This is a genomic window from Pollutimonas nitritireducens (assembly GCF_002849615.1).
GTDB lineage: Bacteria > Pseudomonadota > Gammaproteobacteria > Burkholderiales > Burkholderiaceae_B > Pollutimonas > Pollutimonas nitritireducens.
In genome coordinates this window covers 340,716-361,897 of the sequence record NZ_PDNV01000003.1, presented here as the reverse complement: position 1 = coordinate 361,897, position 21,182 = coordinate 340,716, and the positions used below count along the sequence as shown (strand labels likewise).

20 protein-coding genes and 1 tRNA gene are annotated in these 21,182 nt (G+C 56.5%); 16 read left to right on the top strand and 5 right to left on the bottom strand.

Annotated elements, in window-relative coordinates; all coding sequences use genetic code 11:
* The first annotated feature begins 83 nt into the window (after positions 1–83).
* The 7 genes from CR155_RS06205 to thpD all read left to right on the top strand — a co-directional run bounded on the left by CR155_RS06205 (position 84) and on the right by thpD (position 6,420).
* The gene (locus CR155_RS06205) at positions 84–902 is read left to right on the top strand and encodes a carbon-nitrogen hydrolase family protein (RefSeq protein ID WP_102069114.1); all 819 of its coding nucleotides are present in this window, start codon (positions 84–86) and stop codon (positions 900–902) included.
* Positions 903–926: 24 nt separating this feature from the next.
* Entirely contained in the window at positions 927–2,390 is a 1,464-nt protein-coding gene (gene tldD, locus CR155_RS06200) for a metalloprotease TldD (protein WP_102069113.1), read from the top strand.
* Positions 2,391–2,592: 202 nt separating this feature from the next.
* Positions 2,593–3,120, top strand: coding sequence for a MarR family winged helix-turn-helix transcriptional regulator (locus CR155_RS06195; protein WP_233213939.1), 528 nt, complete (start codon positions 2,593–2,595; stop codon positions 3,118–3,120).
* A complete protein-coding gene (ectA, locus tag CR155_RS06190; protein ID WP_102069111.1) occupies positions 3,117–3,671 on the top strand; it encodes a diaminobutyrate acetyltransferase in 555 nt (184 codons plus the stop codon). Before CR155_RS06195 ends, ectA begins: the two co-directional genes overlap by 4 nt.
* A 108-nt stretch (positions 3,672–3,779) precedes the next feature.
* Positions 3,780–5,087 (top strand): diaminobutyrate--2-oxoglutarate transaminase, encoded by a 1,308-nt coding sequence (gene ectB, locus CR155_RS06185; RefSeq protein WP_102069167.1) that lies wholly within the window; start codon positions 3,780–3,782, stop codon positions 5,085–5,087.
* A complete protein-coding gene (locus tag CR155_RS06180; RefSeq protein WP_102069110.1) occupies positions 5,084–5,479 on the top strand; it encodes an ectoine synthase in 396 nt (131 codons plus the stop codon). Before ectB ends, CR155_RS06180 begins: the two co-directional genes overlap by 4 nt.
* 17 nt (positions 5,480–5,496) lie before the next feature.
* On the top strand, positions 5,497–6,420 hold the full coding sequence (gene thpD / locus CR155_RS06175; RefSeq protein WP_102069109.1) for an ectoine hydroxylase: 924 nt from the start codon (positions 5,497–5,499) through the stop codon (positions 6,418–6,420).
* Between the two features lie 48 nt (positions 6,421–6,468).
* Here the strand turns inward: thpD and ehuA are convergent, their stop codons facing one another.
* From ehuA to ehuB, 4 genes are read right to left on the bottom strand one after another with little or no spacing between them, the layout of a single operon-like run.
* Positions 6,469–7,245, bottom strand: a complete 777-nt coding sequence (gene ehuA / locus CR155_RS06170; protein ID WP_102069108.1) for an ectoine/hydroxyectoine ABC transporter ATP-binding protein EhuA — start codon at positions 7,243–7,245, stop codon at positions 6,469–6,471.
* Complete coding sequence (gene ehuD / locus CR155_RS06165; RefSeq protein ID WP_102069107.1) at positions 7,242–7,934, bottom strand: ectoine/hydroxyectoine ABC transporter permease subunit EhuD; 693 nt, start codon at positions 7,932–7,934, stop codon at positions 7,242–7,244. The genes ehuA and ehuD overlap by 4 nt, the downstream gene beginning before the upstream one ends.
* Positions 7,935–7,936: 2 nt before the next feature.
* The gene (gene ehuC / locus CR155_RS06160; RefSeq protein WP_102069106.1) at positions 7,937–8,608 is read right to left on the bottom strand and encodes an ectoine/hydroxyectoine ABC transporter permease subunit EhuC; all 672 of its coding nucleotides are present in this window, start codon (positions 8,606–8,608) and stop codon (positions 7,937–7,939) included.
* 43 nt (positions 8,609–8,651) lie between these two features.
* Complete coding sequence (ehuB, locus tag CR155_RS06155; RefSeq protein WP_102069166.1) at positions 8,652–9,509, bottom strand: ectoine/hydroxyectoine ABC transporter substrate-binding protein EhuB; 858 nt, start codon at positions 9,507–9,509, stop codon at positions 8,652–8,654.
* Positions 9,510–9,887: 378 nt separating this feature from the next.
* Between ehuB and aroG the strand changes: the two genes are divergently transcribed.
* The 7 genes from aroG (at position 9,888) to CR155_RS06120 (ending at position 18,432) form a co-directional block, all read left to right on the top strand.
* On the top strand, positions 9,888–11,003 hold the full coding sequence (aroG, locus tag CR155_RS06150) for a 3-deoxy-7-phosphoheptulonate synthase AroG (protein ID WP_102069105.1): 1,116 nt from the start codon (positions 9,888–9,890) through the stop codon (positions 11,001–11,003).
* Between the two features lie 51 nt (positions 11,004–11,054).
* Entirely contained in the window at positions 11,055–12,467 is a 1,413-nt protein-coding gene (locus CR155_RS06145; RefSeq protein ID WP_102069104.1) for an FAD-binding oxidoreductase, read from the top strand.
* Positions 12,468–12,512: 45 nt separating this feature from the next.
* Positions 12,513–14,030, top strand: a complete 1,518-nt coding sequence (locus CR155_RS06140; protein WP_199171689.1) for an FAD-linked oxidase C-terminal domain-containing protein — start codon at positions 12,513–12,515, stop codon at positions 14,028–14,030.
* A 9-nt stretch (positions 14,031–14,039) separates the two neighbouring features.
* Entirely contained in the window at positions 14,040–15,140 is a 1,101-nt protein-coding gene (gene glcE, locus CR155_RS06135) for a glycolate oxidase subunit GlcE (RefSeq protein WP_102069103.1), read from the top strand.
* A 9-nt stretch (positions 15,141–15,149) separates the two neighbouring features.
* The gene (gene glcF, locus CR155_RS06130; RefSeq protein WP_102069102.1) at positions 15,150–16,400 is read left to right on the top strand and encodes a glycolate oxidase subunit GlcF; all 1,251 of its coding nucleotides are present in this window, start codon (positions 15,150–15,152) and stop codon (positions 16,398–16,400) included.
* Between the two features lie 26 nt (positions 16,401–16,426).
* Positions 16,427–17,542, top strand: coding sequence for a tRNA 2-thiouridine(34) synthase MnmA (mnmA, locus tag CR155_RS06125; RefSeq protein WP_102069101.1), 1,116 nt, complete (start codon positions 16,427–16,429; stop codon positions 17,540–17,542).
* 74 nt (positions 17,543–17,616) lie between these two features.
* Positions 17,617–18,432, top strand: a complete 816-nt coding sequence (locus CR155_RS06120) for a sulfite exporter TauE/SafE family protein (protein WP_102069100.1) — start codon at positions 17,617–17,619, stop codon at positions 18,430–18,432.
* Between the two features lie 67 nt (positions 18,433–18,499).
* On the opposite strand, the gene CR155_RS06115 is transcribed toward CR155_RS06120, so the two are convergent.
* Positions 18,500–19,114, bottom strand: coding sequence for a glutathione S-transferase N-terminal domain-containing protein (locus CR155_RS06115; RefSeq protein ID WP_102069099.1), 615 nt, complete (start codon positions 19,112–19,114; stop codon positions 18,500–18,502).
* 250 nt (positions 19,115–19,364) lie between these two features.
* Here CR155_RS06115 and purB point away from each other — a divergent pair, with 250 nt between their 5' ends.
* Together purB and CR155_RS06105 are read left to right on the top strand one after the other, a co-directional pair.
* Positions 19,365–20,741, top strand: a complete 1,377-nt coding sequence (gene purB, locus CR155_RS06110; protein WP_102069098.1) for an adenylosuccinate lyase — start codon at positions 19,365–19,367, stop codon at positions 20,739–20,741.
* A gap of 56 nt (positions 20,742–20,797) precedes the next feature.
* Positions 20,798–20,873: transfer RNA gene (locus tag CR155_RS06105), tRNA-Lys, on the top strand.
* Positions 20,874–21,182 lie beyond the last annotated feature (309 nt).

Here is a 21,182-nt window from a genome sequence, read left to right as displayed (position 1 = left end):
GAATCGAGTGTTGGTATTAATTACTGCGCATAATAAACTAAAGTTCCTGTGGAGTTCTGTTAAATTTACTATAGATAATCAACATGGTATCAATTAAAGATGATTTCCGCGTGGCGGCCATCCAGACTGTTTCATCCACTCAGCTTGCGCAAAATCTCGATCAAGCCTCATTGCTGATCCAACAGGCTGTCGATGGTGGCGCCCAACTCATCGTGCTGCCGGAATATTTCTGCCTGATGGGGAACAAGGACAGGGACAAGCTCGCCATCAGGGAAACGCTGGGGCACGGTCCTATTCAGGAATTCCTATGCGCCCAGGCTTTGCTGCACGGTATCTGGTTGGTGGGAGGCACGTTGCCGCTTGATTGCGGCGAGCCCGACCGCATCTACAATACGACATTGGTTTATGACCCCTCCGGCTTGCGTATTGCGCGATACGACAAAATCCACCTGTTCGGCTACAAGAAGGGCGCCGAGTCCTACGACGAATCTGTATCCATTCGGCCTGGTGAAAATTCACCACAAACATTCACGGCGCCTTGTGGCAGTGTGGGCCTTTCCATTTGTTACGATTTACGTTTCCCTGAATTTTTCCGCGCCCTTGGTCAGGTAAACCTCATGGTGGTGCCCGCTGCCTTCACCTATACGACCGGCTCCGCCCACTGGGACGTACTGCTGCGCGCGCGCGCGATCGAAAATCAATGCTATGTGCTGGCGGCGGCTCAGGGCGGGAAGCACGAGAACGGTCGCCGGACCTGGGGCCATTCTGTTCTAATTGATCCATGGGGCGACGTTGTCGACAGTATTGCGGAAGGTTCGGGAATCGCCATGGGCGACATAAACCTTCAGCACTTGCACGACGTTCGGGAATCCTTACCCGCCCTCAAACATCGAACGATGTAATTTGTCGTTGTTACGGTACTTTTTATGAAACTTGTTGATCCTGCTTTCAGTGCCCTGGCCACCGCGAAATCGGTTCTGCTCGACCCCTGGGGTTTGAGCGAAGACGATATGGCGCGCGCGCTGGGCGAAATATTCACGCACAAGGTCGATTACGCCGACCTGTACTTTCAATACACGCGAAGCGAAGGCTGGAGCCTTGAAGAGGGTATCGTCAAGACCGGTAGCTTCTCCATCGAACAGGGCGTGGGTGTTCGCGCGATCAGTGGTGAGAAAACAGCGTTTGCCTATTCCGACACACTGTCGTCCGACGCACTTCTGTCGTCCGCGCGTGTGGTACGCAGCATCGCCCGCCAGGGGGCGGGACGCCAGAAAGTCATTTCAGGACATCCTCCCGCAGGCCATGATCTCTATCCCGCAATTGATCCCGTCAATACCTTGTCAGCACCGGATAAGGTAGCGTTGCTCGAACGCATCGAGGCCATGGCGCGGGCCGCGGATCCTCATATCATCCAGGTGATGGCGGGCCTGGGCGCGGAATACGATGTGATCCTGGTCGCCGGCAGCGACGGGCGGCTGGCCGCCGATGTCCGCCCGCTGGTTCGTCTTTCCCTCACCGTCATTGCCGAACGCAATGGTCGCCGCGAAATGGGCCACGGCGGCGGGGGAGGTCGTAGCGGCCTTGCGTTTTTTACCGACGATGTGCTGCGATCCTATGTGCAGCGGGCCACTCACGAAGCGCTCGTCAACCTTGATGCCAGGGCGGCGCCCGCCGGCGAAATGACTGTGGTGCTTGGCTCGGGCTGGCCAGGGATCTTGCTGCACGAGGCGGTAGGGCACGGCCTCGAGGGCGATTTCAATCGCAAGGGTTCCAGCATCTTTGCCGGCCGCATCGGTGAACGCGTGGCATCCAAGGGTGTGACTGTCATTGATGATGGCACATTAGCCGATCGTCGCGGCTCATTGAATATCGACGATGAAGGCAATACCACGCAACGCAATGTGCTGATCGAAGACGGTATCCTGAAAGGGTATATGCAGGACTCGATGAATGCCCGCTTGATGAAAATGCCGGTCACCGGCAACGGGCGGCGCGAATCGTATGCGCACCTGCCTATGCCGCGTATGACGAATACCTTCATGCTGCCGGGTCACGTGCCGCCGCCGGAAATTATTGCATCGGTGAAGAAGGGTCTGTATGCCGTGAACTTTGGCGGGGGACAAGTCGATATTACGAGTGGCAAGTTTGTATTCTCCACTTCCGAAGCCTATATGATCGAGAACGGCAAGGTTACCTATCCTGTAAAAGGAGCCACACTGATCGGCAACGGTCCAGATGCGATGAATCGGGTCAGCCTGATTGGTAATGATTTACAACTCGATCCAGGGGTGGGAACCTGCGGAAAAGAGGGTCAGAGCGTTCCGGTGGGTGTCGGAATGCCCACCGTCCGGATGGACGGACTCACAGTCGGGGGCACCGGGACGGCTTAGGGGCCGGTACACCATCAAAAGGAGGACGAAACCCATCTTGCCTGGCGGTCCGCCCAAGCTACCTTAACGGCACCAGGCAAGGCTAGTCGACCCGTACACTGCGAGTTGATCAAGGCAGTTTGGGTTGACATAGACGCTTTGCGCGCATATCATTTCTGTTGAAATCAATTTAACTGAACTATTTCGCGTGATGACTAAATCAATGGAAGATCAGCAGTTCGATCTGCGCATCCTGCGGGCACTGCGGCGTATTACGCGTTCTATCGCCTTGCATTCCCGTCAATTGGCAGCATGCAGCAATATCACGGCCCCTCAGCTGGTTTGCCTGCGCGCCGTCATTGAGCATGGCTTGCTCACAGCCACAGCCATCAGCCGTGAAATTCATGTCAGCCCCAGCACTGTGGTCGGCATACTCGATCGTCTGGAAGACAAGGGCCTTGTCCGACGCGAGCGTGGGCGCGAAGATCGCCGTATTGTGTTTGTTTCGGCCACCGACGCCGGACGGGCACTGGCGCTTGACACGCCGTCGCCGTTGCAGCAGAAACTGTCCGACGCACTGAAGTCTCTGCCCGAACTCGAGCAAGCCACAATCACGTTGTCTCTCGAGCGTATCGTCCATCTCATGGAGTCGGACGGGACTGCGCTTGCCGAGCAACCGGGTGAAATGGCCTCGCCCATCCTGGATGTGCCGACTGGCGGCGTTCCGCCAGAATCAGGACTGGTGGTGTGAAGGATCTAAATACCTTCACACCTCTATTCCAGCCTTCCGCCGAGGGTGGCACCCCTCGGCACCTTGTCCCAGTCTTGCGCGCCCCCAACAAGCGTGATGCGGCAGCCATCCACACTTTAGTGTCGCAGTGTCCGCCGCTGGACCTCAACTCCCTCTATACCTACCTGCTGTTGAGCGAACATTTCCGCGATACCTGCGTCGTGGCGGAGGACAGCGACGGCATCGAAGCCTTCGTCTCCGCTTACGTGCCGCCAGGACGGGCTGACGTCCTGTTCGTCTGGCAGGTAGCGGTGCATGAACGGGCGCGCTCCAAAGGTCTGGCGCGGCACATGCTGACCGATCTGTTGCGTCGGCCCGAGCTTGGCGGCATCAAATATATCGAAACCACGGTGGATCCGGATAATCACGCCTCGCGCAGCCTGTTCGCCTCCATGGCGCGCCAGTTGGGTGCCCATTCATTCGAAACGTCGTTATTCGAAGGCCATTTATTTGGTATGCAGCAGCATCCCGATGAACCCCTTATACGCATAGGCCCTTTCCGGCCTGCGTAGTCGATGGTGCTTAACGCGCCAATATTCTTCAAACAGAGGCGCCAGCCAGTGGCGGGAGCATTGTTTCGCTTCGTCCCGGCGCTTCGCCAAAAGAGAGGAAGAAACATGATGGATTTAAAAATATTTGACCGGATGGAGTCGGAAGTACGGGGCTACATCCGGTCGTTCCCTGTCATCTTCAAACAGGCACGCGGATCCATACTGATTGATGAGGATGATAAGCAGTACATTGATTTCTTCAGTGGCGCGGGGACATTGAACTACGGCCATAACAATCCGGTGTTCAAGGCAAAGGTTATCGAATACCTGGATACCGACGGCCTAATTCATGGTCTGGACATGGCGACAACAGCCAAAAAGAATTTCCTCGAGACGGTCGATCGCGTTTTGTTCAAGCCCCGTGGCTGGAACTACACCTTGCAGTTTACCGGTCCCACAGGCACCAATGCCGTTGAAGCGGCGTTGAAGCTTGCCCGTCAGGTCAAGGGCAGGCAAAACGTCATTTCGTTCACGCATGGCTTTCATGGCGTAAGCGGCGGCTCGCTGGCGGTGACGGCCAACTCCAAATTTCGGAATGCCGCAGGCGTCTCGCTCGCCAATACCACCTTCATGCCTTTTGACGGCTACATGGGACCGGACATCAATACGATGGCTTATCTGGAACGCATGCTGGACGATCCCAGTAGTGGGCTGGATCATCCGGCGGCCGTCATCGTGGAAACGGTGCAGGGCGAAGGCGGCGTCAACGTGGCGACATGGCGTTGGCTCAAGGAACTTGAGAAGCTCTGCCGTCGGCACGACATGTTGTTGATCGTTGACGACATCCAGGTTGGCTGCGGTCGAACCGGCAACTTTTTCAGCTTCGAATCGGCAGGCATCCAGCCTGACATCATTACATTGTCCAAATCCCTCTCGGGCTTCGGTCTTCCCATGTCGCTCGTGCTGATGAAACCCGAGCTCGATATATGGAAGCCCGGTGCGCATAGCGGAACGTTCCGTGGCAATAACCTGGCATTCGTTACCGCAGCCCAGGCGCTCGATACTTATTGGAGCGATGGGGCTTTTTCCGAAGAAATTCAGCGCAAGGAAGGTCTGGTGCGCGACTGGCTGGAAAACCTGGTCCACAGCTACCCGATGGCGGGGTTGAGCGTGCGCGGCCGTGGCCTTATCCAGGGGTTGATCACTTCCGCCGACGACGACGTCGCGGCGCAGGTGGCAAAGAAGGCATTCGGATATGGCCTCGTGATCGAAACTTCAGGCGCGCATGATGAAGTCCTCAAGGTCCTTCCTGCACTCACGATAGAAGATGATCTGCTTTCGCGCGGACTGGAAATCATTGAGCGTAGCGTTGCCGAAGTGTTGGCAGAGAAGGGCGTAAGCGCCCACGTATTGAAATTTGGAGGTAGAGCGCGATGATCGTACGGAATGTGAACGAAGTCATAGGTACCGAACATGAGGTCATAACGGAAAACTGGCTCAGCAGACGGGTGCTGTTGCAAAAGGATGGCATGGGCTTCTCTTTTCACGAGACCGTGATATTTCCCGGTACCGAAACACATATCCACTATCAGAACCATCTCGAAGCCGTATGGTGCATAGAAGGGGATGGCGAAATCGAGACCATTGCCGACGGCAAGAAATACGCACTGGGGCCTGGCGTCGTTTACGCCCTCAACGAAAATGATGAGCATTGGCTGCGGGGCGGCAAGGAGCCGCTACGAGTGATTTGCGTATTCAATCCGCCCTTGACCGGCTTTGAAGTGCATGATGAAAAAGGGGTCTACCCGGCAGACGCGCGCGCCGCGTGAAAGTTAAGGAGTTATTAATGAGAAAACCCATTGCAGACTGGTATGCCTCGCGCAATGATCGCGGTTCGGCGATCATTGCCAGGCAGGATCCAGTAATCTATGAAGGCGGCAATTATGCCGACGCCGTGGAAGAAAGCCAGATAGCGGCTTACGAGCGCGATGGCTTTCTGTTGCTCGAAGATATTTTCAGCAACGCCGAGACGCAGGTTCTCCTGGATGAAGTCAAGCGCATGAGCGCCGATTCCTCCATCGTGTCGATGGAGGAATCCATCACAGAGCCTGGTAGCAACGAAGTGCGTTCAATCTTCCGGGTTCATGAACTCAGCGATATGCTTGGGAATCTTGCCCGTGATCCTCGTTTGATCAATGTGGCGCGCCAGATTCTGGGTTCGGAAGTCTATATGCACCAGTCGCGCGCCAACATGAAGCCCGGCTTCAAAGGCAAAGAGTTCTACTGGCATTCCGATTTCGAAACCTGGCACGTCGAAGACGGCATGCCACGCATGCGGGCGCTGAGTTGTTCGGTATTGCTGAGCGACAACAATGCCTGCAACGGCCCGCTTATGCTGGTACCGGGATCGCATCAGCAGTTCGTATCCTGCCAGGGCCAGACGCCTGACGACCACTACAAGCAATCGCTCAAGAAGCAGGAGTATGGTGTGCCTGATCCTTTGAGCCTGCAATTACTGGTCGAGCAAGGCGGAATCAGGCCCATGACGGCAAAGGCCGGATCGGTCGTTTTTTTTGACTGCAATACCATGCATGGATCCAATGGCAACATTTCGCCATGGCCTCGTGCCAATGTTTTCATGGTATACAACAGTACCGAGAATGCACTGGGTGCCCCGATGCATGGGCTGAAGCCCCGGCCCGAGCATATTGCCGCGCGCCGCGATTTCTCGGCCCTGGTTCCACAAGAAGCGCCTTTGGCGCTTGCCTAGCGTACAGGCTGAAAGGCCGCCAAGGCCGGCTTTAGCGTCGGACCCTTCCTATTCCTGATTAATGAAATTCTTCAGGAATTCGCGGGTCCGTTCTTCTTTGGGGCTGGTATACAGGATTTCCGGTGGACCTTCTTCCACAATCTTGCCTTTGTCGAAGAAGCAAACACGGTCGGAAATCTGCTTGGCGAATTGCATTTCGTGGGTCACGAGCAGCATGGTCAAGTCATGCTCTTCGGCCAGGCGCTGGATGACTGTCAGCACTTCGCCGACCAGCTCAGGGTCCAGTGAAGACGTAGGCTCATCAAACAGCATGATGTTCGGACGCATGGCCAGGGCGCGCGCAATGCCTACGCGCTGTTGCTGTCCTCCCGACAACTGCCTGGGGAATTTGTCCGCCTGATCAGACAGGCCCACCAGATCGAGGTATTCTTCAGCGCGCTGGTTAGCTTCAGCTTTTGACAAGCCCAGCACTTGCACTGGCGCTTCGGTCACATTGCGGCGTACCGTCATGTGCGGAAACAGGTTGAACTGCTGGAACACCATGCCCATCTCCTTGCGCATTTCGCGCAGGTGACCTTCGCTGGCAGGCACCAGCCTATCGTCCTTGTATTCATGCCAGAGCGGCTTGCCGGCCACGTGGATTATGCCTTCATTGATGGCTTCCAGCGTCATCAGGATGCGCAACACTGTGGATTTACCAGACCCGGACGGGCCGATAATGGTGACTTTTTCACCTTTCTGAACCTGGAAGTTCAGGGAATCCAGCACAGTGATATCGCCAAAGCGTTTGACGACATTATCGAATTTTATAATGGGTTCATTCATCGCAGGGGCAGTCCTTGCTTGGGAAGGCGGGTATCCAGGTATCGAATGGCACCTGAGGCAAACAAGGTGAGCACGAGATACAAGCCGCCCACCATCGAGAGGGGAATCAGGTAGTTGAAGGTCCGGTCGCCGATAATCTTGGCTACGTTCAACATTTCAAGGACCGACACGACCGACAGCACTGGCACATCCTTCATGATTGACACCAGGTAGTTGCCCAGGGCCGGCACGATACGAGGAATGGCTTGCGGCACAATAATGAAGAAAAAAGTTCGAAGTGCAGACAGGTCCAGCGCGCGGGCCGCTTCGGTTTGTCCGCGGGAAACCGACTCGATGCCGGCCCGGTACACTTCCGACATGTAGGCGCTGTACTGAACGCCCAAGGCAAGCGCCCCGGTCAGAAATGCCGGCAGCACAATACCGTATTCCGGCAGCACGTAGTAAAGGAAAAACAGCTGAATCAATAGCGGCGTGTCGCGAACAAACTCGGTAATCAGGCGGGCCGGCCACGAGATAATGCGCAGCCGTGCCGATTTCAGGGCGGCCAGCACCAGACCCAGCACTGCAGCCACGGCAAAACCCAGAACGGTAGCCTGGATGGTTACGACCAGGCCCTTTAGCAGTATGGGAAATATGGATCCGGCAAATAGCCAGTTATTACTTGTGTCCCACTCTATGCCGAATAGCATGGTCAGGCCCTCCCCGAGCGCCAGCGCCCGACCGAACGCTCGATCAGTTTCATGATGGCGGTCAATACCAATGCCATACCGAAGTACATGAATAGCAGCAGCGTATAGATGGTGGTGCTGTCCTGGGTGAAGTTGCGAATCTGCTCGGCGCGAAAAGCCAGGTCTCCCAGACTGATGAGCGATACGAGGGCGGTGTCTTTAAGATTTTGCACGGCAAGATTGCCGAAGCTTGGCATCATCTCCGGAACGGCCTGCGGTAACAAAATACGCCACAGAGTTTGCCGGGGAGTAAAGTCCAGTGCTTTCGCCGCCTCGTGCTGCGAATGAGGCACAGCCTGGATGGCGCCACGCACCACTTCAGCGCCATAGGCACCGATATTGAGGGCAAGAGCCAATGTGCCGGCAACCACAGGGGGCAGGCGCAAGTCTATGCCTATGGCCTGACCCAGTATCGGTAAGGCGAAATAAAGCCAGAAAAGCTGCACCAGCAGTGATGTGCCGCGGAATATCTCGATAAAGAAAACCGAAATGCCTTTAGCCACCCAGTTCCGGGAAAGTTTGCCAATGCCGAACGCAAAGGAAAAGAAAGCGCCCAGTATGGTCGAGTACAGCGTCAGCTGCACTGTTACCCAGGCACCTTCAAGCAGCGGCTTGCTGTAACTGAGCCATTCCATCAGCGCTTCAACTTTATGTTGTCAATAAAAGAAGGGCAGCCGCCTAACCGGCGCATAGCTGTTCGGTGGCTTTGTTGAACGACTCTTTTGCATCGGTTGCGCTGAAGCCATAGTGCGACATGGTCTTTTGCCAACCGTCTGTCTTTTTAAACTTTGCCAATTCGGCACTGACCGCGTCGCGCAGATCCTGGGAATCCTGGGTGAATGTGAATGCCCCCCAACTGCGTGCAGGTTGGCCGCCGATAACCGGGTCGGTGAAGTTGGCTGCCGGCTCGACCTTGTCACTTTTTCCAGCCAGCTCGCTTACGGTCAGGCTGGTCGCTGCATAGGCGCTTGCTCTACCAGTGGCTACGGTGGAAATGGCGTCGGCATTATTTGAAATGGTCACCATGCGATCGGACGGTACGCCCAGGGACTGCAGCATCTCAAGCTGGTCGGCACCGGCCATGATGGCAATTTTCTTGTCGCTTTTGGCGAATGCCTCGAAGCTATGGATGTCGTCGGGATTTCCCTTGGCCACCAGCAGTCCTTCGCCATACGAACTGTTCGGTTCCGAAAAAAGAACCTCTTTGCATCGTTGCGGAAGAATAGCCATTTCAGCGGCCACCATATCGAAGCGATTTGCGCGCAATCCTGGAATCAAGGAGCCGAAATTGGTCGTGACCCATTTGATCTCATTAATACCCAACTGCTCCATGACGTGTTTGGCGACGTCAGGCCCCACCCCCTTGGCTTTGCCGTCCATATCCATGTAACCATAAGGAATTTCATTGGCGATTGCCACGCGGATGTAGCCGCGCTCCTTGACTTGTGCGAGGGTGGCAGCAGAAGCCGGGCGTGCTGCGACCATCAGCAGTGTCGCAGCCAGGGTGCATAGAGCGATGGTGGATTTATTTTTCATGTGCATGTCCTGTTTGTTGAGCGGGTGTGTGACGAGGACTCGCCGCAGTATCTGTTCGTATGAAACGATAGCTGCAAAAATCATACACTACATAATCATTTCTACTCAAATGAATGTTGTACGAGGCAGTGACCAAAACGATGAATTTATTATTAATTTTTTGATTGGCAGAAGGCAGTACTCTGTGCTAGAGTTTGAATATGACGCACGCTTTCGCCTACTTTTTCTTTTATTTTTTTAGTTTTCCAAAGCCGCTGGTGGAGGAAGGGAAGCGTTGTACGCAGTAAAAAAGAACCAAATTCCCAAAAAGCCGCCAGCGACGCTAGGCGGCTTTTTTTGTACCGCTTGCGAAGTTGGCAATTACACTGGAGTTAAGAAGTGACCCACAATACTGACGATTTACGCATCCGGGAAATCAAGGAGCTCAGTCCTCCGGCACATATCATGCGCGAGTTCCCCTGCACCACCGAGGTCTCGGCAACCGTCTATGGTGCGCGCCACGCCGTGCACGATATCTTGCAGGGGATCGACGACAGGTTGGTGGTCGTAATCGGGCCATGTTCCATACACAACACCGCGGGCGCACTGGAGTACGCCAAGCGCCTGGTGGCGCAACGGGAACGCTTCAAAGGCGAGCTTGAAATCATCATGCGCGTCTATTTCGAAAAGCCGCGTACTACCGTGGGCTGGAAGGGCCTTATCAATGATCCCGGGCTCGATGGCAGCTTCAATATCAATCAGGGGCTGCGTACCGCGCGTGAGTTGCTGATAGACGTCAACCAGATGGGCATCCCCGCCGGCTGCGAATTTCTCGACATGATCACGCCGCAATACATTGCCGACCTGGTTTCCTGGGGTGCGATCGGCGCGCGCACCACAGAAAGCCAGGTCCACAGGGAACTGGCGTCAGGGCTGTCATGTCCAGTGGGTTTCAAGAATGGCACCGATGGCAATATCAAGATAGCCATCGACGCCATCAAGGCGGCTTCCCAGCCTCACCATTTCCTTTCCGTGACCAAAGGCGGACACTCGGCCATCGTGTCCACCGTGGGCAACGAAGACTGCCATGTCATCCTGCGCGGTGGGAAAAATCCCAATTACGATGCGGCAAATGTCGAGGCCGCGTGCCAAACGCTCGATAAAGCGGGTTTGCGGGCGCAGATCATGGTGGACGCAAGCCATGCCAACAGTAATAAAGACTACTTGAACCAGCCCTTGGTTATCGACGACGTCGCCGTCCAGCTCGAAGCAGGCGATGACCGTATTTTTGGCGTCATGGTCGAAAGTCATCTGGTTGGCGGTCGCCAGGACTTGACCCCTGGACAGCCCCTGGTCTATGGCCAGAGCATTACCGACGGCTGTATAGACTGGGATGCTTCGGTCAAGGTGCTGGAGCGCTTGTCCCTGGCCGTGAAGGGCAGGCGCAAAGTATTGGAAGGGCGGCGAGACCTGCTCGCGCAATCAGCAAATGCCCTGATCGGCAGCCAGGCTTAAAAGTCGTAGTATTGGTGTGTCAACATACCAGCGAAGTATAAGGAGCAGTGCATGAACGCCCCCGCTTTTGCGCAAAATTTACGCCGTGCGATTCCAGCTGGGTTTCTCGATACGCTCAAGATGCGTTTCGGTTCCCGGTTTTCCACGGCACACGCAGTGTGCGAACATCACGGGCGCGATGAATCTCCCTATCCGCCCATGCTCCCCGATGCTGTCGTGTTTGCGCTGACGACAGAAGAAGTCGCCTGGGTCGCGCGGCATTGCAACCAGCATAAAGTCCCGCTCATTCCTTATGGCGTCGGCTCGTCGCTGGAGGGACATTTGCTGGCGATTCAGGGCGGTATCAGCCTTGACCTCTCTGGAATGAATAAGGTGGTGGCCGTCCACGCCGAAGATTTCACCGCGACGGTGCAGGCGGGCGTGACCCGCAAACAGCTCAACGACGAGATCCGCGACACCGGTCTGTTTTTCCCCATCGACCCCGGAGCGGATGCCAGCCTGGGCGGCATGGCCGCCACGCGTGCGTCAGGAACGAATGCGGTGCGTTACGGCACCATGCGCGAAAACGTCATGTCGTTGAAAGTGGTCACCGCCGATGGACGCATCATCGAAACGGCCAACCGGGCGCGCAAATCGTCTGCCGGCTACGACTTGACCCGCATTTTCGTTGGCAGCGAGGGCACGCTTGGCATTATCACGGAAGTCACTATTCGTTTGTATCCACAGCCTGAAGCCATCTCGGCCGCGATATGCAATTTCAGCACGCTCGATACGGCGGTGCAAAGTGTCATAGAGATCATCCAGATGGGTGTGCCCGTGGCGCGGGTGGAGTTCATGGACACAGCCGCCGTCAAGGCCACCAATGCCTATAGCAAACTCGATCTAAAGGAATCACCACTGCTGCTTTTCGAATTCCACGGCAGCCCGGCGGGCGTCAAGGAACAGGCGGAAATCGTGCAGGGCATTACGCACGATAACGGCGGAATGGATTTCCAATGGGCCGAACAGCCCGAAGACCGGAGTCGCTTGTGGACGGCGCGCCATAATGCATATTTTGCCGGTTTGCAGCTGCGACCGGGCTGCCGCGCCAGTACCACGGACGTTTGCGTACCCATTTCCCGCCTGGCCGAGTGCGTGTCCGAAACGGCGGCGGAACTTGATCAGGCCAGCTTTCCCTATACCATCGTCGGGCACGTCGGTGATGGCAACTTTCACGTCCTTATGCTGCTTGATTCCGATAGTCCCCAGGAATGGGAAGAGTCTGAACAGTTGAACCACAGGCTCGTCCAGCGCGCGATCGACATGGATGGCACGTGCACCGGAGAGCACGGGGTAGGGCTTCATAAAATGGAATTCATGACTGCCGAACATGGGCGCGATGCGCTCGATCTGATGGCGAGCTTGAAAAAGGCCTTTGATCCCAACGATATCCTGAACCCCGGGAAGATTATTCCGCTAGCCTGAGTTCCGGCCACGGTATACCGTAAAAAAATATAAAGAAGCGAGACAATGAACGATACGACGATGAATCCGGTGCCGGGACCGGTGCCCGGTCCGGTTCCGGATCCTGCACCGGATTTTGCGGGTCTGTTCGCGCGGCTGAAAGCACATATTCCCGAGCACTGCATACTGTCCAAGGTCGAAGACACCCGTCCTTACGAGTGCGATGGTTTGTCCTTGTATCGCTGCCTTCCGCCCGTCGTTGTGCTGCCCGAAACCGAAGCGCAAGTCATTGCGGTGTTGCAGGCGTGCAGGGCGTTCAATATTCCCATCGTCGCCCGCGGAGCCGGAACAGGTCTGTCGGGTGGGGCGATGCCCCATGCACAAGGCATATTGATGGGGCTCGCCAAGCTGAACCGAATCAAGAAAATAGATCTGGAATCGGCCACTGCCGTTGTCGAGCCAGGCGTGCGCAATCTTGCCATTTCGGAAGCGGCGGCGCCTTATGGCCTGTATTACGCGCCCGATCCTTCCAGCCAGATTGCCTGTTCCATCGGCGGGAATATTGCCGAAAACTCCGGCGGTGTGCATTGCCTAAAATACGGCCTGACCATACACAATGTGTTGCAGGTGCGCATGATCACCATTGACGGCGATGTGGTCGAGCTGGGGTCGGGCGCACCCGATAGTCCCGGACTGGACTTGCTGGCGGCCTTCATAGGTTCGGAAGGCATGTTGGGCATTGTGACGGAAGTCACGGTACGCCTGATTCCCAAGCCGCCATGTGCCCAGGTCATCATGGCCAGTTTTTCCAGTGTCGACGCGGCCAGCCTGGCCGTCACCAATATTATTGCCGGCGGCATCATTCCAGCCGGGCTCGAAATGATGGACAAGCGTGCCGTGCATATGGTTGAGCCCTTCGTCAAGGCGGGCTACGACCTCGAAGCAGCGGCAATTCTGCTTTGCGAATCCGACGGTACTCCCGATGAAGTCAGCGACGAAGTGGCCCGAATGGAACAGGTCTTTCGTCTTGCAGGCGCCACGCGCTTGCAGGTGTCGGGCTCGGAAGAGGAGCGTCTCCTGTTCTGGGCCGGGCGCAAGAACGCATTCCCGGCGGCCGGCCGTGTTTCGCCAGATTACTATTGCATGGATGGGACCATTCCGCGTCGTCACCTGGGACGCGTGCTGGGCGCCATAGAGCAGATGGAAGACGAATACCGCTTGCGCTGCGCCAACGTGTTCCATGCCGGTGACGGCAACCTGCATCCTTTGATCATGTTCGATTCCAACCAGCCCAGCGAAGTCGAGCGCGCCGAAAAATTCGGCGCTGCCATCCTCGAGCTGTGCGTGGAAGTAGGCGGGACGGTGACCGGCGAGCATGGTGTCGGCATCGAGAAAATCGACCAGATGTGCATACAATTCACGCGCGAAGAACTTGATTTTTTCTCCGCCCTGAAAAGAGGCTTTGATCCTTACGGCCTGCTGAATCCAGATAAAGTGATCCCCGTGCTGGCGCGCTGCGCCGAGTACGGCAAGATGCATGTGCATAGCGGCCAGATCCGCTTTTCCGACTTGCCTCGTTTTTAAGAACAGACCATGAAATTTGTTTTATCTGAACTTTGTCAGCAAGTCATGACCGCCCGTGCCGGTGTCCGGCCTGTCTGCATACAGGGCGGTGGGACCAAACACTTCTACGGCGAACCGGGTGATCGCGACACCATCAGCGATACGGCGGTGCTTGACCTGTCCGGCTACCATGGCGTCGTCAATTATCAGCCGTCCGAGCTGGTCATCACGGCCCGCGCCGGTACGCTGCTAAGCGATATCGAGCGCACCCTCGACGAACAGAACCAAATGCTGGCCTTCGAGCCGCCCCGTTTCGGCCCCGGATCGACCATCGGCGGCTGTATCGCCAGCGGCCTGTCGGGCCCGCGTCGCATGGCTTCGGGCAGCGTCCGGGATTTCGTCCTGGGCGCGAAGCTGCTCGATTCTTCAGGCAGCGTCTTGTCCTTTGGCGGCGAAGTCATGAAGAACGTTGCAGGCTATGACGTATCCCGCCTGCTGGCCGGTTCGATGGGTATTTTCGGTGCACTGATCGAGGTGTCGATCAAAGTGGCTCCCAAGCCGTTCCAGGAAAGAACACTCGTCTTCGAGACGGACGAATCCGGCGCGCTGAGCCTGTTCACGCAATGGCGCAACCAGCCATTACCAATATCGGCGACCAGTTGGTTGGCCTTGCAAGACAGTGATACAGGGCTGTTGCATGTCCGTTTGTCAGGTAGCGTAGCGGCCGTCCAGAATGCCACGACAAGACTCGGTGGCGAAGCACTTGAGGCCGCCAGTGCTTCGGCGTTCTGGGACAGTCTACGGGATCAAACGCATTCGTTTTTCCAGGCCCGTCCGTTATGGCGTGTGGCCATGCCTCCGCATACGCAGGCGCTGAATCTGGGCAGTACCCTGGTCGAGTGGAACGGCGGCTTGCGATGGTTGGCCGGCATAGAAGGCGGACACGAGTTGCGCAGCACGGTAGCTCGGCTGGGCGGCCATGCAACGCTGTATCGCTACGAATCCAAGCCAGCCGACCTGAGCGTATTTCATCCCGTGGCACCGGCTGTCAGGAACATCAGCCTGCGCCTGAAGCAAGAAATCGATCCTGTCGGTATTTTCAATCCGAAACGCCTGTTCGCTGACTTCTGAGAATCCATCATGCAAACTAATCTGGCATCCTGGCTGCGTGATACTGACCAAGGCCAAGAAGCCGACGAAATCCTGCGCCGTTGCGTGCATTGCGGTTTCTGTCTGGCAACCTGTCCGACCTACCAGATTCTGGGAGATGAACGCGACAGCCCGCGCGGTCGCATTTACCTGATGAAACAGGTGCTTGAAGGCGTTGAGCCTACCCAGGCGACACAGGAACATCTTGACCGTTGTCTGACTTGCCGAAACTGCGAGACCACCTGTCCGTCGGGCGTGGAATACGGCGCCCTGGTCGATATCGGCCGCAATCTGGTCGACCAGCAGGTGCGACGGCCTTTCGGGCAGCGTGTTACACGTGCGGTATTGCGGTATACCTTGAATTCGCGCTTGTTTGGTCCGGCAATGAAGCTGGGCCGCTTGCTGCGTCCGGCACTTCCCGAAGTTCTGAAAAATAAAATTCCACGTAGCCGTCCTGTCGGTGTATTGCCGGCCAACGGCAGCCGGCATCCCAGGCAGGTGCTGATGCTGGCGGGTTGCGTGCAACCGGCCATGATGCCCACCATAGACGCGGCCACCATACGCGTGCTGGACGCGTTGGGAATAGGCACGCGTATTGTCCCCGGTGCGGGCTGTTGCGGCGCCATCAACTTTCATCTTGACGCCCAGGATGCCGCGCTTGGACAGATGCGGGCCAACATAGATGCCTGGCTGCCGCTATTGGACAGTGGCGAGGCAGAGGCCATAGTCATGAACGCGTCAGGCTGTGGAGCCATGGTCAAGGAATATGCGCACCATCTGCGTCATGATCGCGACTATGTCATCAAGGCACTGCGATTGGTCGACAAGGTGCGGGACGTGGCCGAACTCGTGGCGCCGCATGCCAGCGCTCTGCGCCAGCGCATGAAAGCGGCGCCTGCAGCCGTTGCCTTCCATCCCCCGTGCACGCTTCAGCACTGGCAGGGTCTGCGCGGCGTCAGTGAGCGCATGCTGATCGATCTTGGCTTCACGCTGCAGCCATTCGCGGAATCGCACTTATGCTGTGGCTCGGCAGGCACCTATTCCGTTACCCAGCCGGAGCTTTCGAAATCGCTGCGCAACCGTAAGCTGAGCGCCATACAGGCGGTGGAGCCCGCTTGCATCATCTCATCCAACATCGGTTGTATCACGCACCTGCAGAGCGGTACGGCCACACCGGTGCGCCACTGGATCGAAATCGTCGACGATGCCCTCGAGACAGGCCCGGACGACTCGCTTTCGTAAGAGGCAGAAGCGTCTAAAATAGCTGCATGGCTAAATTAACTGCATCAAAAGGGCGGGTCGTGGTAGGTATGTCAGGGGGCGTCGATTCCTCGGTGACTGCATGGCTTTTGAAAGAACAAGGCTATGAGGTCGTCGGACTGTTCATGAAAAACTGGGAAGACGACGACGACTCCGAGTACTGTTCAAGCCGCCAGGATTGGCTGGACGCGGCCAGCGTGGCGGACCTGATTGGCGTCGATATCGAGGCGGTGAACTTTGCCGCGGAATACAAGGACCGTGTGTTTGCGGACTTCCTGCGCGAGTATTCGGCTGGGCGCACGCCTAATCCAGATGTCCTGTGCAATGCCGAAATCAAGTTCAAGGCCTTTCTCGATCATGCGATGTCATTGGGTGCCGAGCATATTGCAACTGGGCATTACGCCCGTGTGCGCTCTGTCCAGACTGAGACCGGTCTGCAGCATCAACTGCTCAAGGCACTCGACCATACCAAGGATCAAAGCTATTTTCTGCATCGCCTCAATCAAGGCCAACTTGCCAGGACGCTATTTCCGCTGGGTGAAATTGCCAAGACCGAAGTGCGGCGCATGGCACAGGCGCTTGATCTGCCCAATGCGGCCAAGAAGGACTCCACGGGTATCTGCTTTATCGGCGAGCGTCCTTTTCGCGAGTTCCTTAATCGCTACCTGCCGACCAAGCCCGGGCCCATCAAGACTCCCGAAGGCGCGATAGTGGGTGAACACCAAGGTTTGGCATTCTATACGCTGGGCCAGCGCAAGGGACTGGGTATTGGCGGCATCAAAGGGCGCCAGCGTGAAGACGGAACCGCCGACGCCTGGTTCACCGCGCGCAAAGATATTCCCCACAACACGCTATATGTCGTGCAGGGGCATGACCATCCGTGGCTGCTGGGCCAATCACTGCAAGCACAAGACGCCAGTTGGGTCGCCGGGCACGCTCCGACACCCGGCTCGTATGCCGCCAAGACCCGCTACCGGCAAGCCGATGCAAGCTGCATTCTGGGTGATGCCAGGGACGACGGCTTCAGACTGTCGTTCGAACAGGAACAGTGGGCGGTCACACCTGGACAGTCGGCCGTGTTGTACTCGGGCGATGTCTGCCTTGGGGGCGGCATCATCGTTTAGTACAGGCATGCTATAAAGCCGCCTCGATACACAGGTTTTCTTCATTTCATCCGTTCTTCAATTTCAAGGTTTATATGGATCCGGTCTTTATTGTCAGCCTGGCTTGCCTGGGCGCCGCGGTGGGTTTTGCTGCCGGATTATTGGGAATCGGGGGCGGAATGATACTCGTGCCGTTTCTCACAATGTTGTTCCCTTTGTATGGTGTCAGTGACGACCTCATCGTGCACGCGGCAATCGCCACCTCGATGACCACCATCATCTTCACCTCAATTTCCAGCATGCGAGCTCACCACGCCAAAGGCGCCATACGTTGGGATATCGTCTGGGTCATGGCGCCGGGCATGATAGTGGGTGGCCTATTATCGGGCGGCGCCGTGTTTTCCTACATCAGCGCGAACTGGCTGGCTCTGATCTTCGCGGTGTTTGTCGCCTACTCGGGCGTGAAAATGCTCAGCGGAAAGCCCCCTGTCGTCGGAAGAACCATGCCGGGCAAGGTTGCGACGGCCAGTGTGGGTGCGGGGATCGGATTTGCCTCGGGCCTTCTGGGGGCGGGCGGAGGCTTTTTGTCAGTGCCATTCATGACGCGCAGCAATGTCCGGGTGCATAACGCCGTAGCCACGTCTGCTGCCTTGGGTTTCTTTATTGCCGTGGCCAACAGCGCGGGCTACATCTATTCGGGCTTTTCAGAAGCGCAAGGCCAGGAAGGAATGCTGGGCTACATCTTCTGGCCTGCGCTCATAGTCCTGTCGGCCATGAGCGTCCTGACGGCACCCTACGGCGCGCGCTGTGCGCATCGCTTGCCGGTAGTGACATTAAAGCGCGTGTTTGCCTGCCTGTTGTTCTTGCTGGCGGCATACATGTTGTTCGAAGCATATAAGGGATTTTCCTGACCGACAGGACGCGCAGTTTGCGTCCTTGTCGTCATGACGCCCGCTTTCAGCGGCCGTTACAGGGGTGTTAGCCCTGTGGTGGCAATGTGCTGATGAACGAAGGACGGCTTTGCAGCTTCTCGTCGAGGCGTTGCAAATTGCTGTGTTCAGAGCGCCAGTCCAGATGCGGGAAGCGCAGATCCAGATAACCCAAGGCGCAGCCCACTGCAATATCAGCCAGACTGAAATTCACGCCCATGCAGAAGGGTTGGTCGTCCAGGCTTTTATTCATCGATTCAAGCGCGACCGAGATTTTCAGGTACTGACGTGAAATCCAGTCTTCGCTGCGTAGTTCGGCCGGGCGGCGATGCGTTTCGATATGGATTGCGATGGCTGCATCAAGGATACCGTCGCCTATGGCCTCCCAACACTTTGTGGCGGCGCGGTCGCGACTTTGTTGTGGAATCAGGCGTCCTACCGGCGATAGGGTGTCCAGGTATTCCACGATGACACGGGAATCGAAAAGGCTGCCAGAGTCGTCCATGACCAGGCAAGGCACTTTTCCCAGTGGATTGTGAATCTGTATTTGCGTGTCGTCGGCCCACACGTTCTCAAGAACGAAATCGTAATCGAGCTTTTTTTCTGCCATGACGACGCGCACTTTGCGCACGTAAGGACTTGTGAGCGAACCAATTAGTTTCATGTCAAAGTTCGGGAGTTATGGGCAAAAAAAGTATAGCAGGATCGGTCTCTTTATTCGTCAGTAAGCAGGGACAAAGCGGCTGCCGTTACGATCGCGCAAGGAATGTGTCGTTTATATGCGCATTCGGCTCAACGGCATTGACGGATCCGGCAAATCCCGATGCATAATCGGCACTGCCCCCATGCGTTCCGCGTCGTGATTTGCCACGAATGCTAGAATTCGAGCTAATTTTCCTTTACGTGAACCCGCCATGTTGATTGCCTCGCAACTAAGTCATTTAAACGCCTTGTCCCCTCTCGATGGACGCTATGCCGCAAAAGGGCAACCTTTGCGCGCCACGCTTTCGGAAGCGGCGTTCATGGCACATCGAGTCGAGGTCGAGGTTGCCTGGCTCCAGGGTTTGTCGGAAGCGGGCCTGCCCGAACTGAAACCTTTTTCCGACTCTGCCAAAGCCGCACTTAAACAACTGGTCGACGACTTTTCGGAAGCCGACGCTGCGCGCATCAAAGAGATCGAGAAGACCACCAATCATGACGTCAAAGCTGTTGAATATTGGCTGAAAGAACGTGTGGCTGGTAGCAACGAACTGGCCGCGGCTGCCGAATTCATCCACTTCGCCTGCACCTCCGAAGACATCAACAATACATCGCATGCACTCATGCTCTCGCGGGCTCGTTCCGAGTACGTCGTGCCCAAGCTCACCGAGCTGTGCCAGCATTTGAAGACGATGGCGCGTCAGTTTGCCGACCAGCCCATGCTTTCGCGCACCCACGGCCAGCCGGCCAGTCCCACCACGCTCGGCAAGGAGTTCGCCAACGTGGCAGCGCGACTGGAACGCGCCATTGCGGCCATCGAGGCCGTTGAGCCGCTGGCCAAAATGAATGGCGCGACCGGCAACTACAATGCACATCTTTCCGCCTATCCCGAGGTCGACTGGCCGGCTTTTAGCGCCGGTGTGCTACGGAATCTGGGCCTTGTGCAGAACCCGTATTCGATACAGATCGAACCGCACGACTGGATGGCGGCCTTGTTCGATGCCGTCGCCCGCGCCAACACCATCATCCTGGATCTGGATCGCGATATTTGGGGCTATGTGTCGCTGGGTTACTTCAAGCAGCGCCTGAAAGAGGGTGAGGTTGGATCCTCGACCATGCCGCACAAGGTCAATCCCATCGACTTTGAAAACTCGGAAGGCAATCTCGGCCTGGCGAACGCGGTGTTGCGCCACCTTTCGGAAAAGTTGCCACTCTCGCGTTTCCAGCGCGATCTCACCGATTCAACAGTACTGCGCAACCTTGGGGTAGCCTTCGGCTATTGTGCTGTTGCCTACGATTCTTGCCTTCGCGGCTTGCACAAGCTGGAGCTGAATGTCGCCGCTATCGACGACGATATTGATTCGTGCTGGGAAGTCCTTGCCGAGCCCGTGCAGACGGTCATGCGTCGCTATGGCCTGCCGCAGCCCTACGAACAATTGAAAGCGCTTACCCGAGGCAAGGGCATCAACCAGGTGGGTCTTACCGAATTCATCAACGGCCTAGATTTGCCGGCGGAACCCAAGCTGCGACTGCTTGCCCTCACGCCCCGGTCTTATATAGGATTGGCAGCCGAATTGGCCAAAAAAATATAGATTGGTACTGGCACAGGGCCAATTTTCGCGGTAGAATCTTTTTCTTTCCAGGACACGGGCTGTTAGCTCAGTTGGTAGAGCAGCGGACTCTTAATCCGTAGGTCGGGCGTTCGAGCCGCCCACAGCCCACCAGTAATATCAAGCACTTAGGCCAATTCTTCGGAGTTGGCCTTTTTGTGCGTGAGGTGTTTCCGACGTGCCCCGTGTCGATTCTCTGCTGTTGTCTCTGTTAGTCATCGGCGGCGGAACCAGTGATAATCACGGTCTCTTTGTGTTCTTTTTTGTTACGCCCGCACATACTAAAGATCGAATGACGCCCTACACTCACTGTGTTTGTAACTACTCTGCAGAAATATGAAAATCTTTCCAATGATGCTGGCCGTGGCTCTACTAGTCGGTTGTTCCGTCCGTACGCCAGGGGCGTCGGTTTCTATTGGCACC

What these genes read in the sequence shown, in the direction of transcription:
- ehuC (WP_102069106.1), bottom strand. Translation starts at nt 8,608, where the DNA reads ATGGAATGGCTCAGTTACAGCAAGCCGCTGCTTGAAGGTGCCTGGGTA.
- glcF (WP_102069102.1), top strand. Translation starts at nt 15,150, where the DNA reads ATGCAAACTAATCTGGCATCCTGGCTGCGTGATACTGACCAAGGCCAA.
- mnmA (WP_102069101.1), top strand. Translation starts at nt 16,427, where the DNA reads ATGGCTAAATTAACTGCATCAAAAGGGCGGGTCGTGGTAGGTATGTCA.
- thpD (WP_102069109.1), top strand. Translation starts at nt 5,497, where the DNA reads ATGAGAAAACCCATTGCAGACTGGTATGCCTCGCGCAATGATCGCGGT.
- CR155_RS06140 (WP_199171689.1), top strand. Translation starts at nt 12,513, where the DNA reads ATGAACGATACGACGATGAATCCGGTGCCGGGACCGGTGCCCGGTCCG.
- glcE (WP_102069103.1), top strand. Translation starts at nt 14,040, where the DNA reads ATGAAATTTGTTTTATCTGAACTTTGTCAGCAAGTCATGACCGCCCGT.
- CR155_RS06180 (WP_102069110.1), top strand. Translation starts at nt 5,084, where the DNA reads ATGATCGTACGGAATGTGAACGAAGTCATAGGTACCGAACATGAGGTC.
- ehuA (WP_102069108.1), bottom strand. Translation starts at nt 7,245, where the DNA reads ATGAATGAACCCATTATAAAATTCGATAATGTCGTCAAACGCTTTGGC.
- CR155_RS06120 (WP_102069100.1), top strand. Translation starts at nt 17,617, where the DNA reads ATGGATCCGGTCTTTATTGTCAGCCTGGCTTGCCTGGGCGCCGCGGTG.
- CR155_RS06115 (WP_102069099.1), bottom strand. Translation starts at nt 19,114, where the DNA reads ATGAAACTAATTGGTTCGCTCACAAGTCCTTACGTGCGCAAAGTGCGC.
- ehuD (WP_102069107.1), bottom strand. Translation starts at nt 7,934, where the DNA reads ATGCTATTCGGCATAGAGTGGGACACAAGTAATAACTGGCTATTTGCC.
- ectB (WP_102069167.1), top strand. Translation starts at nt 3,780, where the DNA reads ATGGATTTAAAAATATTTGACCGGATGGAGTCGGAAGTACGGGGCTAC.
- CR155_RS06195 (WP_233213939.1), top strand. Translation starts at nt 2,593, where the DNA reads ATGGAAGATCAGCAGTTCGATCTGCGCATCCTGCGGGCACTGCGGCGT.
- ehuB (WP_102069166.1), bottom strand. Translation starts at nt 9,509, where the DNA reads ATGAAAAATAAATCCACCATCGCTCTATGCACCCTGGCTGCGACACTG.
- CR155_RS06145 (WP_102069104.1), top strand. Translation starts at nt 11,055, where the DNA reads ATGAACGCCCCCGCTTTTGCGCAAAATTTACGCCGTGCGATTCCAGCT.
- CR155_RS06205 (WP_102069114.1), top strand. Translation starts at nt 84, where the DNA reads ATGGTATCAATTAAAGATGATTTCCGCGTGGCGGCCATCCAGACTGTT.
- tldD (WP_102069113.1), top strand. Translation starts at nt 927, where the DNA reads ATGAAACTTGTTGATCCTGCTTTCAGTGCCCTGGCCACCGCGAAATCG.
- purB (WP_102069098.1), top strand. Translation starts at nt 19,365, where the DNA reads ATGTTGATTGCCTCGCAACTAAGTCATTTAAACGCCTTGTCCCCTCTC.